This window comes from Desulfovibrio faecalis (assembly GCF_053570625.1).
Window position 1 is genome coordinate 489,868 of record NZ_JBRBQR010000001.1, and the last position, 12,970, is coordinate 502,837.

10 protein-coding genes and 1 tRNA gene are annotated in these 12,970 nt (G+C 55.9%); 6 read left to right on the forward strand and 5 right to left on the reverse strand.

Annotation, left to right across the window (positions count from 1 at the left end):
- Window positions 1-48 precede the first annotated feature (48 nt).
- Window positions 49-2,544, reverse strand: coding sequence for a (2S)-3-sulfopropanediol dehydratase (gene hpsG / locus ACUZ79_RS02115; RefSeq protein WP_240823415.1), 2,496 nt, complete (start codon window positions 2,542-2,544; stop codon window positions 49-51).
- 595 nt (window positions 2,545-3,139) lie between these two features.
- On the opposite strand from hpsG, the gene ACUZ79_RS02120 reads away from it, so the two are divergent.
- The 5 genes from ACUZ79_RS02120 to ACUZ79_RS02140 all read left to right on the forward strand — a co-directional run bounded on the left by ACUZ79_RS02120 (window position 3,140) and on the right by ACUZ79_RS02140 (window position 8,056).
- The gene (locus tag ACUZ79_RS02120; protein ID WP_192113432.1) at window positions 3,140-4,150 is read left to right on the forward strand and encodes a TRAP transporter substrate-binding protein; all 1,011 of its coding nucleotides are present in this window, start codon (window positions 3,140-3,142) and stop codon (window positions 4,148-4,150) included.
- A 73-nt stretch (window positions 4,151-4,223) separates the two neighbouring features.
- The gene (locus ACUZ79_RS02125) at window positions 4,224-4,832 is read left to right on the forward strand and encodes a TRAP transporter small permease (RefSeq protein WP_449250573.1); all 609 of its coding nucleotides are present in this window, start codon (window positions 4,224-4,226) and stop codon (window positions 4,830-4,832) included.
- Between the two features lie 29 nt (window positions 4,833-4,861).
- Window positions 4,862-6,097, forward strand: a complete 1,236-nt coding sequence (locus ACUZ79_RS02130; RefSeq protein ID WP_096152604.1) for an ISL3 family transposase — start codon at window positions 4,862-4,864, stop codon at window positions 6,095-6,097.
- Window positions 6,098-6,193: 96 nt separating this feature from the next.
- Window positions 6,194-7,429: an ISL3 family transposase gene (locus ACUZ79_RS02135; protein WP_096152604.1), complete on the forward strand. Its 1,236-nt coding sequence runs from the start codon at window positions 6,194-6,196 to the stop codon at window positions 7,427-7,429.
- Window positions 7,430-7,534: 105 nt separating this feature from the next.
- The gene (locus tag ACUZ79_RS02140; protein ID WP_449250574.1) at window positions 7,535-8,056 is read left to right on the forward strand and encodes a hypothetical protein; all 522 of its coding nucleotides are present in this window, start codon (window positions 7,535-7,537) and stop codon (window positions 8,054-8,056) included.
- 92 nt (window positions 8,057-8,148) lie between these two features.
- Here ACUZ79_RS02140 and ACUZ79_RS02145 read toward each other — a convergent pair.
- Together ACUZ79_RS02145 and ACUZ79_RS02150 are read right to left on the reverse strand one after the other, a co-directional pair.
- Window positions 8,149-8,224 (reverse strand) — tRNA-Ala (locus ACUZ79_RS02145).
- A gap of 103 nt (window positions 8,225-8,327) precedes the next feature.
- On the reverse strand, window positions 8,328-9,518 hold the full coding sequence (locus ACUZ79_RS02150) for a pyridoxal phosphate-dependent aminotransferase (protein ID WP_449250575.1): 1,191 nt from the start codon (window positions 9,516-9,518) through the stop codon (window positions 8,328-8,330).
- A gap of 89 nt (window positions 9,519-9,607) precedes the next feature.
- Here ACUZ79_RS02150 and sfsA point away from each other — a divergent pair, with 89 nt between their 5' ends.
- Window positions 9,608-10,486 (forward strand): DNA/RNA nuclease SfsA, encoded by an 879-nt coding sequence (sfsA, locus tag ACUZ79_RS02155; RefSeq protein WP_449250576.1) that lies wholly within the window; start codon window positions 9,608-9,610, stop codon window positions 10,484-10,486.
- Between the two features lie 658 nt (window positions 10,487-11,144).
- Here the strand turns inward: sfsA and ACUZ79_RS02160 are convergent.
- Window positions 11,145-11,693, reverse strand: coding sequence for a methylated-DNA--[protein]-cysteine S-methyltransferase (locus tag ACUZ79_RS02160; RefSeq protein ID WP_449250577.1), 549 nt, complete (start codon window positions 11,691-11,693; stop codon window positions 11,145-11,147).
- On the reverse strand, window positions 11,690-12,880 hold the full coding sequence (locus ACUZ79_RS02165; protein ID WP_449250578.1) for an MFS transporter: 1,191 nt from the start codon (window positions 12,878-12,880) through the stop codon (window positions 11,690-11,692). The genes ACUZ79_RS02160 and ACUZ79_RS02165 overlap by 4 nt, the downstream gene beginning before the upstream one ends.
- Between the last annotated feature and the right edge of the window lie 90 nt (window positions 12,881-12,970).

Genomic DNA, 12,970 nt, shown 5'->3' on the forward strand with positions numbered 1-12,970 from the left:
AAAAAACGGGCGCGGCAAACCTTTCGGCCAGTCGCGCCCGTGGATTTGTTACATCGCGTCGTGTTCGGTACGGGCAATCAGGTCGTTTTGCAGGTCGGGCGACAGATCAACAAAGTAGGCGCTGTACCCGGCAATGCGCACGATGAGGTTGCGGTACTTCTGCGGGTCTTTCTGCGCGGCCACCAGGGTCTGCTTGTTTACCACGTTGAACTGCACATGCCAGAGCTTGAGGTCGCAGAAGGTGCGGATAAAGGACACCAGCTTTTCCGTGCCCTGTTCGCCTTCCACGCACTTGGGCGTGAACTTGATGTTCAGCATGCGGGCGGCGCGGTCGCGCATGCCCATGTTCTTGGTCTGGTAGTTGGAGAGCAGCACGGCGGTGGGGCCGTTGACGTCCGCACCGTGCGAGGCCGAGGAGCCGTCGGAAAGCGGGAAGCCGTCGGTACGGCCATTGGGCGTAGCGGAAACCACCTTGCCGAAGGGCACATGCGAGGTAAAGGGCACATAGCGCACATCGTTGTGGATGCCCAGTTCCTTCATGGAGTACTTGCCGCCGTATTCTACGGAGATCCTGTCGATCTCGCGTCCAATGGCATCGGCATATTCATCGTTGTTGCCGTAGCAGGGGGCGGAACGCAGCAGGGCGCGCACGTCGTCGTATCCTTCAAAGTTGGCGTCAATGGCGGCCAGCAGCTTGTCCATGGTCAGCTTCTTTTCTTCAAACACAAGCTTTTTCACGGCGGCGAGGGAGTCCACAACAGTGCCAAGGCCCATGTATTCAAAGTAGCCCAGATTGATGCCTTCAGGAATCTGTTCCTGATGCAGGTCAATGCAGTGCTTCATGCACAGGTCGTGCATGGCCGAGCCCATGGGCTGGGCAAAGTGCTGGGCGCGCAGCTTGTTGATGATGTACTGCTGGGTAAAGGCCGTTTTAAGGAACAGCAGGTGCTGCTGCACATAGGCGTTCCAGAACTCGTCCCAGGTCTTGAAGTTGCGGGGATCGCCGGTTTCCACGCCCAGCAGCTGGTCGCCAAACTTCTTCATGCGACCATTGCGCAGCACCATTTCCACGGCAGCGGCAAAGTTGATGTACGCGCCGCCGGAGGTATAGGTGTCGCGGTTGGGCATGCGGGCTTCGGTGCAGCCGGAAACCGCGTAGTCCAGGGCTTCTTCAAAGGTTGCGCCCTTGGAAACATAGAGGGGCACGATTTCTTCGTCGTTGATAAGCTTGGGGAAGCCCGAGCCGTACTTGATGGTTTCAGCTACGTCCCAAAGGTAGCGCTCGGGTGCGCGGGAGTGGATGCGGGCCGCGAGGTCGGGATAGTGCAGCGGGAATTCGCGCTTGGACTTGAGGATCAGGTAGGTCAACGCGTTGCTGGCGTCGCGTCCGTCGGTGGTCTGGCCGCCAACGGTCACGGCTTCCCAGTGGGCATAACCTTCGTTGAAAGCGCCGCCGGTGGGCGAAATGTACATGTCGATGAATTCGGCCATGCCCACCCACATGCATTCCAGCAATTCCATGGCCTGGGCATCGTTGAGCTTACCCTCGGCGCGGTCTTTGGCGTAGAAGGGGAAGAAGTACTGGTCCATGCGGCCATTGGAAATGGTGGTGCCGGTCTTCTGCTCGATGCGCGAGAACATCTGGGTGAACCACTGGCTCTGGCAGGCTTCCCAGAAGTCGCGGGCGGGTTCGCCGGGCACGTGGTCGGCATTGTCGGCCATGCGCAGCAGTTCGGCCTTGCGGGTGGGGTCGGTTTCCTTGGCTGCCATTTCGCGGGCGAGCACGGCGTGGCGCTTGGCCCACAGCACGATGGCATCGCACACGATGACAACGGCTTCAAGGAAGGGCCGCTTTTCGCAGGCGTCCTTGCAGCTCAGGGGATCAAGGGCGTCCAGCTTGTCCTGGGCTTCTTTCTTGATGCTGTTGAAACCGCGTTTCAGGATCTTTTCAAAATCGTGCACCCACTGGATGGACGAGCGGAAGGACGAGGTTTCATTGACGATGAAGCGCGAGATGAGTCCCATGGGGTCATCATAGGTCAGCTTGTGCACTTCGGCGGGCAGGGCGGCGTTGAGGGCTTCGTGGTAGGTCTTGCCCTTCCAGTACGGCGCAATTTCTTCAATAACGCGTTTGGCGTCTTCAGGCGTGATAGTGGCGGGCGAGGTCTTGCGGGTGGGCAGATCGCGCACGGCGATATCCAGAAAGTCGCCGTCCAGTTCGGGGTACAGGATGCCGTAACGGCCATCGCAACCGGCGCGGCCAAGCAGCAGTTGGTCTTCCTGCACATAGACAGTCATGTTTTTCGCAATGTGCATGAGGGCCTTGGCCCAGCGCAGCACCAGGGGCTGACCGTCTGTTTCCTGCATGGACTGGGTGAAGTACAGGGCGCGTTCGATGTCGATGCGCGGCTTCTGGCCTTCAAAGCGTTCCAGCAGTTTGAAAACGCGGGTGTGGGTTGTGCGGAATTTGTCTTCCCGGCCCTCGATCTTGTCGTACAAACGCTGTTCCTGGGGGGAGCGGCATTCGCAAGTGGTGGTGCTCATCACGATACTCCTGAAATATGAATATGTGGCGCGCGGGACAATGGCAGCCGCCGCGCGGAGAACGCCGAAAGGATGTGGCAATCCTCGGTTGCCCCCTATCTGCATGGGGTGTGCCAGATTTTATAATACTATGAAATGATTTTATTTTTTTAAAAATATGAATTTGCAGGCGCTCAGATAGCACCTGCGAGGGAAGGGATGATGCATGATTGCATCAGTCAGGATTGTTTTTTGATAAACTAGTACAGGAGTGCGACGCAATTTTGCGACATGCTGAGGAATTGCGGTTTGCCAAAGGGTCTCAAAATTGCGAGAATCCTATATGAAACATATTTCACAATATGCCCAGAAACGTTGTCGGTAGCAGGTATCAATAGGTGCGGATTTGCGACAGTAATAATCTTGCGCTGATTGGCTGCGCGCTTTGTTTATTATTAACTAGCTGTAAAATAAGTCTAAATTAATCATACGCACTTTTAGATCCTGATTTTTAATGGCACGCATTGTGCAAAACAAAAAAATCACAAAGCGGAGGCCTTTGATGAGGCCGTCCTGGTTTATGTTTTACAACCCCCTACAGAGAGTGAGGAGAAACATGCGTAAACTATTTTTTGCAACCGCTCTTGCGGCTACAGCCTGCCTCGGCATGAGCCTTTTTTCGCAAGATGCCTTTGCTGAAAAGCCGCTGACCCTGAGGCTGGGACACCCCATGGCTCCGGGCAATAACGTGACCGTAGGGTATGAAAAGTTTAAGGAACTTGTTGAGCAGAAAAGCAACAAGAAAATCCGCATCCAGATTTTCGGCAACTGTCAGCTTGGCAGCGACCGCGTGACCACAGAAGCCGCTCAGGCTGGCACGCTTGATATGTCTTCAAGCTCTTCGCCCAACCTTGCCAGTTTTTCCAAGGCCTTTATGGCCATCGATCTGCCCTATGTGACTGACCCCAAAAATCAGGACAAGCTCTACAAGGCCCTGGACGAAGGCGATCTTGGCAAGGCTCTGGACAAGGTTGCAGGCGGTATCGGCCTCAAGACCATCATGTTCAGCGAATACGGCTACCGCAACTTTGTTTCTGCCAAAAAGCCCCTGAACAGCGTGCAGGATCTCATGAACCTCAAGGTGCGCACCACGGATTCCCCCGTGGAAGTGGCCGTGGCCACCGAACTGGGTATGAACCCGGCTCCTGTGGCCTGGGGTGAAACCTACACTGCGCTCCAGCAGGGCACTGTAGATGCCGAGGGCAACACATTCTCCCTGCTCAACGATGCCAAGCACACTGAAGTGCTCAAGTACGCCATGGATTCACAGCACAACTATTCCATGCATGTGCTGCTGATGAACAAGAAGAAGTGGGACAGCCTCACCCCCGAACAGCAGAAGATCATCGCCGAAGCGGCTCACGAAGCTCTGGTATGGCAGCGCGCGGAGACCGTGAAGCTTGAAAAGCTGGCCTGGCAGGCCTTCCGTGACCGGGGCATCACCATCCACATGCTCACTCCCGAACAGCGTGAGGAACTGAAAAAGAAGACCGCTCCTGTGCGCGAAAAGTTTGCCAAGGAAATTCCTGCTGAGTTGCTGGAACTGATCGCCGCAACGCAGAAGTAGTTATTGTCGGGGGGCCGCCAGTTTTGCTGGCAGGCCCCCCAACAAGAGTTAGCACTCACCAACGGGGAAAAGCATGAACGCCACAGAAGCAAAAAACAGTCCTCTGCGCTGGCTGAACCAGAATTTTGAAAGCATTTTCATGGTCGTTGGCCTGATCAGCATTATTTTATTCATTACCTGGCAGGTTATTTACCGCTACATCATTACCCAGTTCATTGAACGTGCCGGTGCGGCTGTATGGACTGAAGAGCTTTCGCGGTATATTTTTATCTGGATTTCCTATCTGGCCGTTTCTGTGGCTATCAGAAAGCGCTCGTCCATCCGCGTGGACATGCTGTATGACCACCTGCCTCCCCGCTGGCAGCGCATCAGTTGGATAACGGTTGAAACGCTGTTTTTATGCCTTACAGCCACCATCGCATGGTTCGGCTGGGGGCAGATAGAACGGTTACTGACATTTCCCCAGTACACAACTGCTCTGGGCATGCCCTATCTTGTGCCGTACCTCATTCTGCCGCTGGGCTTCGGCCTCATGTGCCTGCGGCTTTTGCAGTCGCTCTACGGCCAGGTGAAGGAGTGCGGCGCGCTTGATACGCTCATTGGTCTGGCCCTGACAGCGCTCATTGCTTCTCCCTGTTTTATCTTTGATTATGGCTCTTCCGGGTTTTCCGTGGGTAGCTGATCTGCTAATGTCCTTCCCGGAGGGCACCAATGAAGGATACGGACCTATATTTTCGGATTCTCGGGCTGACCGAGCCCTGGTTTGTTGAGGCTGTTGAACTGGACACGGCGGAAGGTCGGGTAGACATCCGCGTGGAGCATGGTCCTGGTGTTCGCTGGTTTTGCCCTACTTGTGGTCGAGAGCTGGCTTGCCGCGACCATGCCGAGCCTCGTGTCTGGCGCCATCTGGACACGTGCCAGTTCAAGACGTTCCTGCATGCTCGGATTCCCCGAGTGGACTGCCCCGAGCATGGCGTCCTTCAGGTCAACGTGCCTTGGGCCGAGTCCAAGGCACGTTTCACCATATTGATGGAGCGATTGATCATCGACGTGCTGACCGAGTGCGCCACCGTAACAGGAGCGCGGCGCATCCTGCGCATCACCTGGGACGAAGCATGGGGTGTCATGGAAAGGGCGGTGCGCCGGGGCCGGGAGCGCAAGCAATCGAATCCCTCGCGGTATCTTGGCGTTGACGAGAAGGCATTCCGCAAGGGGCACGACTATGTGACCGTGGTTTGTGATCTGATCGGCAGCACGGTGGAGTATGTGGCCGACGAGCGTAAGGCCGAAAGCCTTGAGGGGTACTACCTTCAGTTCACCAAGGCGCAGTTGGAGCGGATCAAGGCCGTGGCCATGGACATGTGGGAGCCCTATTTTAAAGCTACGCTCAAACATGTGCCGGACGCGGCGGGGAAAATCGTTCACGATCGGTTCCACGTCATGAAACACGTAGGCGAGGCTGTGGACCGGGTACGCAAGCAAGAGCACCGCGAACTCACAAGTCAGGATGACCATCGACTCAAGGGCACGAAATTCCTCTGGCTATACCGGGAGGAGAATCTGCCGGACAAACACCGGCCAGCCCTGGAGGCCTTGAAGACAGCGAACCTCAAGGTGGCCAAGGCCTGGGCCATGAAGGAAAGCCTGAACGACGTCTGGAAGTACCTGAGCACGGGATGGGCCAGACGTTTTGTGAAGCGATGGCTGGTCTGGGTGAACAGGTCAGATCTTGCCCCAATGCGCAAAGTGGGCGGACTGATTCAGAGACATCTTGAGAACATCCTGACCTTCTGCCGCCACAGGATCACCAACGGCGTGGCCGAGGGCCTCAACAGCAAGATCATGGCCATCAAGAGGAAGGCTTGCGGTTATAGGAACCGGGAGCATTTCAAGACAGCCATCTACTTCTTCTGTGGCGGTCTAAACCTCTACCCGGCCAGTTCCTGACAGGGGTTACCCACGGAAAACCCGGAAGAACCAATAAGGCTCTTCCGGGTTTTCCGTGGGTAGCTGATCTGCTAATGTCCTTCCCGGAGGGCACCAATGAAGGATACGGACCTATATTTTCGGATTCTCGGGCTGACCGAGCCCTGGTTTGTTGAGGCTGTTGAACTGGACACGGCGGAAGGTCGGGTAGACATCCGCGTGGAGCATGGTCCTGGTGTTCGCTGGTTTTGCCCTACTTGTGGTCGAGAGCTGGCTTGCCGCGACCATGCCGAGCCTCGTGTCTGGCGCCATCTGGACACGTGCCAGTTCAAGACGTTCCTGCATGCTCGGATTCCCCGAGTGGACTGCCCCGAGCATGGCGTCCTTCAGGTCAACGTGCCTTGGGCCGAGTCCAAGGCACGTTTCACCATATTGATGGAGCGATTGATCATCGACGTGCTGACCGAGTGCGCCACCGTAACAGGAGCGCGGCGCATCCTGCGCATCACCTGGGACGAAGCATGGGGTGTCATGGAAAGGGCGGTGCGCCGGGGCCGGGAGCGCAAGCAATCGAATCCCTCGCGGTATCTTGGCGTTGACGAGAAGGCATTCCGCAAGGGGCACGACTATGTGACCGTGGTTTGTGATCTGATCGGCAGCACGGTGGAGTATGTGGCCGACGAGCGTAAGGCCGAAAGCCTTGAGGGGTACTACCTTCAGTTCACCAAGGCGCAGTTGGAGCGGATCAAGGCCGTGGCCATGGACATGTGGGAGCCCTATTTTAAAGCTACGCTCAAACATGTGCCGGACGCGGCGGGGAAAATCGTTCACGATCGGTTCCACGTCATGAAACACGTAGGCGAGGCTGTGGACCGGGTACGCAAGCAAGAGCACCGCGAACTCACAAGTCAGGATGACCATCGACTCAAGGGCACGAAATTCCTCTGGCTATACCGGGAGGAGAATCTGCCGGACAAACACCGGCCAGCCCTGGAGGCCTTGAAGACAGCGAACCTCAAGGTGGCCAAGGCCTGGGCCATGAAGGAAAGCCTGAACGACGTCTGGAAGTACCTGAGCACGGGATGGGCCAGACGTTTTGTGAAGCGATGGCTGGTCTGGGTGAACAGGTCAGATCTTGCCCCAATGCGCAAAGTGGGCGGACTGATTCAGAGACATCTTGAGAACATCCTGACCTTCTGCCGCCACAGGATCACCAACGGCGTGGCCGAGGGCCTCAACAGCAAGATCATGGCCATCAAGAGGAAGGCTTGCGGTTATAGGAACCGGGAGCATTTCAAGACAGCCATCTACTTCTTCTGTGGCGGTCTAAACCTCTACCCGGCCAGTTCCTGACAGGGGTTACCCACGGAAAACCCGGAAGAACCTAAAAAATATCCTGTAAAACATATTAACTCACCATCTGAACTTTTATACTGCGATTCATTTAATGGAATTGTATTGATAACATCTCGTGAAATTGATTTAGTTAAGGATAATGAGTCGAATGTTATCCATATCGCAAACATGATGCTTGAGTGCTTTGGATATTTTGAAATTGTTGACCCTAATACAGGGATCAAAGCTGGCATTCCTCTGAACCGCTTGCAGTGGGAAATTCTCCCAAAAGGTAAATACCCTTGGGAAAAAGCAAAAATTTCTCTCGAAAAATTTACCGCAACCCTTCCTACTTCGCAGCGAGAAGTCATTACGCATCGCATACAAAAAATCTCAAAGTTTGTGCCAGATTTTATTGCAACAGGCACCGGAGGATTCAGGGGATATTTTGTCTATGGTTTTTCAAAGAAAAAAACTTTCATCATGGAAAGCTTATACTTAGGCAATGCAACTTATGTTTTTGGGGATGATTGGCTTAATATCTCAATGCTAACAAAAAATGACATAATACAGGGGAAATTAAGCCTAGCGAGAATTATTCATGATCGTGGTTGGGAAAAAAAGATTAGTGAATTATTGCGTTGAGAATGAAGCCACCTTGTCACCGCAAACATATTCCTAAAACACGCAAAAACCCCCGACCATTTTTCAATGATCGGGGGTTTTGATTACCTATCTGGTGGAGCTGAAGAGAATTGAACTCTTGACCTCTTGAATGCCATTCAAGCGCTCTCCCAACTGAGCTACAGCCCCACGGCGAAAAGCAGAATGACCAAAACTAGCCTAACTGTCAATACAATTTTGCATTTTTTTTACAGAGGCGGTTTTGGCGGCAATTCTGCCACGTCTTTCAGCCCTATTTCGGCTCCGCAGCCAGTTGCGCAAGCACCTTGCCGATATTTTCCAGCGCGCCCTTGAGCACGTCGTCACCCACAGCGTACGAAAAGCGGATGCACTTGTCGTCGCCAAAGGCCGCGCCCGGCACCACGGCCACGTGGGCCTTGTCGAGCAGCAGGGTGCAAAGGTCGGTGGAGTTGTGCACGCTGCCGCCATAGCACTTGGAAACATCCAAAAAGAGGTAGAACGCGCCATCGGGCTTGGGGCAGATGGCAAAGGGCCAGCCCTCAATGATCTTCATGGCAAAATCGCGCCGCCGCACAAAGGCCTCGCGCATTTTGTCCACGCATTCCATACTGCCGGTCAAGGCCGCAAGGCCCGCCTTCTGCGCGATGGAGCAGATATTCGAAGTGCTGTGGCCCTGCATGGCCGATATCTTTTTGATCAGGGTCGGGTGCGCAGCCAAAAAGCCCACGCGCCAGCCTGTCATGGCGTAGCTCTTCGAGAGACCGTTGAGCACGGCCACCTGCTCGGGATATTTGGCAAACCAGCCAATGGCGCTGGTCATCTTGGCAGGGGCGAACACAAGCTGATCGTAAATTTCATCAGAAAGCACAAACAGCCCGCGCGCAATGGCCCAATCCATAATGGCCGTAAACTCGGCCTCGGTGTAGACCGCGCCAGTGGGGTTGCTGGGCGAGTTCAGAATGAGCAGCTTGGTTTTATCCGTGGTGTGCGCCTCGAGCATGGCGGGCGTCACCTTGAAGCCCAGCTCCGGCCCGGCAAGCACAGGCACGGGGGTTGCGCCGGTCAGCATGACCATATCGGGGTAGCTGAGCCAGTACGGGGCAGGCACAAGCACCTCGTCGCCGGGGTTGAGCGTGGCCTGCATGAAATTATAGAGGCAGTGCTTGCCGCCCGCGCCGATAACAATGGATTCCATCGGCACCGGGACGCCGTAGTTTCTTTCAAAATACGCGCCCGCAGCCTTGCGGAGTTCGGGAATGCCCGGCACGGCGGTGTAGCGGCAAAAATTGTCGTCAATAGCCGCTTTGGCAGCCTCGCAAACGTGTTTGGGCGTGGGGAAGTCCGGCTCGCCCACGGCAAGGCTGATTACTGAAATTCCCTGGGCCTTAAGCTCAAGGGCGCGGCTGTTGACACTGAGTGTCAGAGAAGGTTTGATACTGCTCAGACGGTCTGAAATCTGCATAAGGGGGCTCCTTGGCGTATGCAACGCACCCGCAATCGGCAGGCGTACTCACAACTGGCTGTTTCTAGCAGCTTCATATCGGGGTGTAAATGAGCTCTGAACCCAAAAATGCAGCACATACAGCCGCTGCCGATACCTCCCGGCCCTCATGCGGCGACCTGCCCGGCCCCTCCACCGCTGCACCGCTGCTGCCCTTGCCAGCCCACTGCATTGTGGCCGCCTTTGTGGCGCGCCGCAAACGCTTCAGCGTGCTGTTGCAGCATCAGGGCGCAGACCTGTGGGTGCACAGCAACAATTCGGGGAGCATGCTGGGGCTGTGCCTGCCGGGCGCGCCGGTGCTGGCATCCCCGGCAAGCAATCCTGAACGCAAGCTCAAATACACGCAGGAATGCGTGTGGCTGGCACGCAGGGCCGTACCTGCACTGGTTGAGAGCGCCCACGAATCTGGAGCACATGAATCAGTCACACACTCCCCTGCCAGCGGCTTCTGGGTGGGTGTGAACACCAGCACCCCCAACCGCATGCTTGAGGCGGCCTTTCATGCGCGCCGCCTGCCCTTTGCGCAGGGCTACACCACCATTGTGCGCGAGGCCAAACGCGGGCAAAGCAGGCTGGACGGCCTGCTCACGGCCCCCGATCTGCCGCCTCTGTGGGTGGAATGCAAAAACGTCACGATGGTGGAAGACAACGCCGCATGCTTCCCCGATGCCGCCAGCGAACGCGGGCAAAAGCACCTGCGCGAACTCATGGACATTGCGGCCTGCGGCGAACGCGCCGCCATGTTCTATCTGGTGCAGCGTCCGGACGGGGAATGCTTTGCTCCGGCGGATTTCATTGATCCGGCCTATGCCGCCCTGTTTTACGAGGCACTGTCCGCAGGGGTGGAGATGTATCCCTTCCGCGCCTTGGTCAGCCCTGCGGGCATTGACCTTGGCCCCATGCTGCCCGTGCGAACGGAGCGCCCATAATATTCGAGGTGCCCGTAGTTCCCGAAGCTTGGACAGGTTCCATGTCCCGGCGCAATGATTTGGTGGTTAGGAACAGTTTCTTCAAAGAATTATTTCAATAATAACAGAATAATAAATTAATTGCGCACAATTTGAGCGCCCGCATTTAAGGAATTGATTTTCGGCAGTGGCAGAATGGAGGGGGAACCTTCATCCTGACGCTGCCGTTTTTTACGCGCCGTGCAGCAGTGGGCACTTCACCAAACAAGAGCTTGTACCCCACGGCTGACCATCATTGAAATGTTCAAAACAAATATTTAAATTACAGGATGTTATTTTAGTTTTGAACAATATCTACGCCCGTTTTTTGCACTTGTGCATAGTGCCGACATTCTGCCCGATAGCGAAACAGGGGTTCACCCTTGCGCCAACAGGGCCAGATTATGCACAAATCAGTATGCAAATTAGTATTGTATTTTCAGTATATTACGTAATTTATGAACAATATCGCCAAGATCGTTCGCACACAGGGCAACACAAGAAACGCGGTCACACGCGAAGAAACACGCGTGGAAAGAGGCAGCCCCCGGCGTGGATTTGCCCAGCGGACAAAAATGACTGCACACGCAAAAAAGCCGCCCAAAGGACGGCTTCAAAAATCCACAAGTTTAGCGCACTCTCACTTAGTGTCGACTTTCCAGCCAGAGGGGGTCTGCAGTAGTTTGCAGTCCTCTCGCTCCAGCAACTTCACTTTTATATCCAACCCTCCCCCGTAGCCAACCATGCTGCCGTCCGCGCCGATAACACGATGACAGGGAATAAATATGGCAATGGGGTTGCGATTATTGGCAAGGCCCACCGCCCGGTATCCCTTGGGGCAATTGGCGGCTTCGGCTACCTGCCTGTAGCTGCGGGTCTGCCCGTAGGGTATCGTTTGCAGGGTACGCCACACGCCGCGCTGAAAGTCCGTGCCCTCCGGGGCAAAGGGCAAATCAAAATCGCGGCGCTTCCCGGTCAGATATTCGTCAAGCTGCTTAAAGGCCTCACGCAACAGGGGTGTTTCCTGCTCCGTGGTATTGTTCAATGGCTCAAAGGGTGCCGTGGGACCAAGATCAAGCCGGATTATGCTCCCCCCGCGCTCCACAATACGCACAGTGCCGATGAGCGGCACTTCGCGCGTCAGTGCATGCGCTGCATGGGGAGGTTCCGTTTTTTGTTTGCTGTTCATGCCTTCTTTTCCTTCTTCACGGTTACGGGTTTGAGGGAATAGGCAAAAATCGCGCCCACAATGGAAAGCGCCGCCAGCGACTGAAAGGTGGCTGGCATGCCGTAGTTGTCTGCAATCCAACCAAGCAGCGGGGCAACCACGCCGCCAAGGCTGGTTGCCAGGCCAAGGGTTATGCCCGAGGCGAAGCCGATGTTCTTGGCAAGATACTGCTGGCCCAGCACCACCTGCGCGCTGAATGGCGCGTACAGCACAAAACCCAGCAAGGGCAGCAGAGCCCAGGCCGCGTACAGGTTGTTGCTCAGGCTGAATACTGCCACCACTGGCGGCAACAGGGCGAATACCCCGCGAATAACGGCGCGGTAGCCAAATCTGTCAGAAAGCATCCCGCCGAAAAAGTTGCTGATAACACCGCATACGCTGAAAAAGGTCAGGGCCACAGCGCCCGTTGCCGTGGACTGCCCGAAAGCGCTGACCCAGTAGAGCGGAATAAAGGTGTTAAAGCCCACAAAGGTGATGGAACGGGTCACAATGGAGACCGTCAGCTTTGAAAATTCGCGCCAGTTGTTCTCGCCGGGGGTTTCTCCCTCCGCCGCAAGGGCTGGCCCGGCCTTGCCGCCTGCCGTCGCGCCCACCTTCTTGGTAGCGCCCATGCGGGCGATGGACCACACCAAGATGCTCGCCGTTATCACAGCCAGCACGGCAAAAACTGTCGTCCCAGTCAGGCCAAAGGCCCCAAGGCAGGCGGTAGCCAGCAGCGGCCCCAGCACAAAGCCCCCATTGCCGCCAATGGAAAACAGGCTCATGCCCGTGCCCTTGTTCTGCCCCGACACCGCATTGGCAAAACGCGCCCCTTCCGGATGGAACAGGGCCGCGCCAATGCCGCTCAGGCCGATAGCCGCAAAAATTCCCCAGTAGCCGGACATCCAGCCAATGGCCGCGAGGCCGCAGCCCGCCAGCAGCACGCCCACAGGGATGAACCAGGGCTTGGAAAACCTGTCTGAAAGCAGGCCGAACAGCGGCTGGATCATGGACGACAGGCAGGAGTAGGCAAACATCAGCCCGCCCGTGGCCTGATAGCTCAAATCAAAAGCCGACCGCAAAAAAGGCAGTATTGCGGGCAATGCCCCGCCGTTAATATCGCACGACAAATGCCCTAACGACACAAGGAGTATTTTCTTTTTGTCCATTGCGGCACGCTACACCAATGTTGTTCCAAATCCAAGCAACGCGCACGGCTTCACAAGCGCGAGGACTGCACTGCGTTCCCGGCTGTTGAC

Coding starts and splice junctions, on each gene's coding strand:
- hpsG (WP_240823415.1), bottom strand. CDS start 2,544: ATGAGCACCACCACTTGCGAATGCCGCTCCCCCCAGGAACAGCGTTTG.
- ACUZ79_RS02120 (WP_192113432.1), top strand. CDS start 3,140: ATGCGTAAACTATTTTTTGCAACCGCTCTTGCGGCTACAGCCTGCCTC.
- ACUZ79_RS02125 (WP_449250573.1), top strand. CDS start 4,224: ATGAACGCCACAGAAGCAAAAAACAGTCCTCTGCGCTGGCTGAACCAG.
- ACUZ79_RS02130 (WP_096152604.1), top strand. CDS start 4,862: ATGAAGGATACGGACCTATATTTTCGGATTCTCGGGCTGACCGAGCCC.
- ACUZ79_RS02135 (WP_096152604.1), top strand. CDS start 6,194: ATGAAGGATACGGACCTATATTTTCGGATTCTCGGGCTGACCGAGCCC.
- ACUZ79_RS02150 (WP_449250575.1), bottom strand. CDS start 9,518: ATGCAGATTTCAGACCGTCTGAGCAGTATCAAACCTTCTCTGACACTC.
- sfsA (WP_449250576.1), top strand. CDS start 9,608: ATGAGCTCTGAACCCAAAAATGCAGCACATACAGCCGCTGCCGATACC.
- ACUZ79_RS02160 (WP_449250577.1), bottom strand. CDS start 11,693: ATGAACAGCAAACAAAAAACGGAACCTCCCCATGCAGCGCATGCACTG.
- ACUZ79_RS02165 (WP_449250578.1), bottom strand. CDS start 12,880: ATGGACAAAAAGAAAATACTCCTTGTGTCGTTAGGGCATTTGTCGTGC.